This is a genomic window from Mesorhizobium sp. M7A.F.Ca.US.006.04.2.1 (assembly GCF_004022915.1).
In the GTDB taxonomy this organism is placed as follows: Bacteria; Pseudomonadota; Alphaproteobacteria; order Rhizobiales; family Rhizobiaceae; genus Mesorhizobium; species Mesorhizobium ciceri.
On record NZ_RZQA01001430.1, the window covers coordinates 1 to 855 of the forward strand.

Annotated in this window: 1 protein-coding gene; it reads left to right on the forward strand. The window is 63.2% G+C overall.

Going from position 1 to position 855, the window contains the following annotated elements:
• Window positions 1-810 (forward strand): hypothetical protein (locus tag EN925_RS37830; RefSeq protein WP_128337461.1); only part of this gene is annotated, 810 nt, incomplete at its 5' end.
• Between the last annotated feature and the right edge of the window lie 45 nt (window positions 811-855).

Below are 855 nucleotides of genomic sequence, written 5' to 3' on the forward strand. Positions count from 1 at the left end.
CTCTTCCTTGGCCTTGCCGCGGCCAGCCTGTCGCCCGCCTGGGCCGTGGCCGGCGATTGCGGCGATGCCGCCGCCTTGGTGCAGCAGGCCTATCCCAAAGCTCGAAAGAGCGCCGACGGCACCTCGTTCACGCTCGAACCCCACACCAGCATTGCCCTGACATTCGCGTATGGCGATCCGCCAGGGCTGGTTTGCAAGATCTGGCCCGCCCATGACGACCTGCTGTTGGTCGCAGTGCCGCTGATGGACGGGTCCCAACCCAGCGACTACGCGCATGCCGGCGATATCGAGCTTTTGATTGTCGACAGGAAGAGCTGGCAGGTGCGCCAGCGCCTGCTCCAGCCCGGGCTGATGAATGATGATGCCATCGCCATCCGCCAGGTGGAGCTTGATACCGGCCGCTATGCGCTGGCGCCCGATGTTACTGCCTTTGGCCTGCGCATCGAAATGGCAAACAATTCGCTGCCTAATCCGTTCAGTGAAACCGACCTGCGGCTCTATGCCGTCGATGGCGATTCCCTGAGGATGGTGCTCGATGGCCTGGTCGTGGCCGGCAATGGCGGCGAGGGTGATACCAATTGCGCCGGATCCTTCCATACCAGTCGGGTTAGCCTGGCGATGAGCCCGGCCAAACATCATGGCTACCACGACATAACGGTGGTCGAGCGAATGGATACCGACAATCCGTTGCCCGACAAGGATGGCGAGTGCCAGTCCCATCCCGGCAAGTCCGTGAGCCAAACCTACCGGCTACGCTATGACGGCAGCCGGTATACGGCTCCTGCGGGGCTCGAAGCCCTGGAGCCGTGAGGACGCCGCTGGCTGCGACTGAAGCACCGCGGCCTGGTGGTTAAT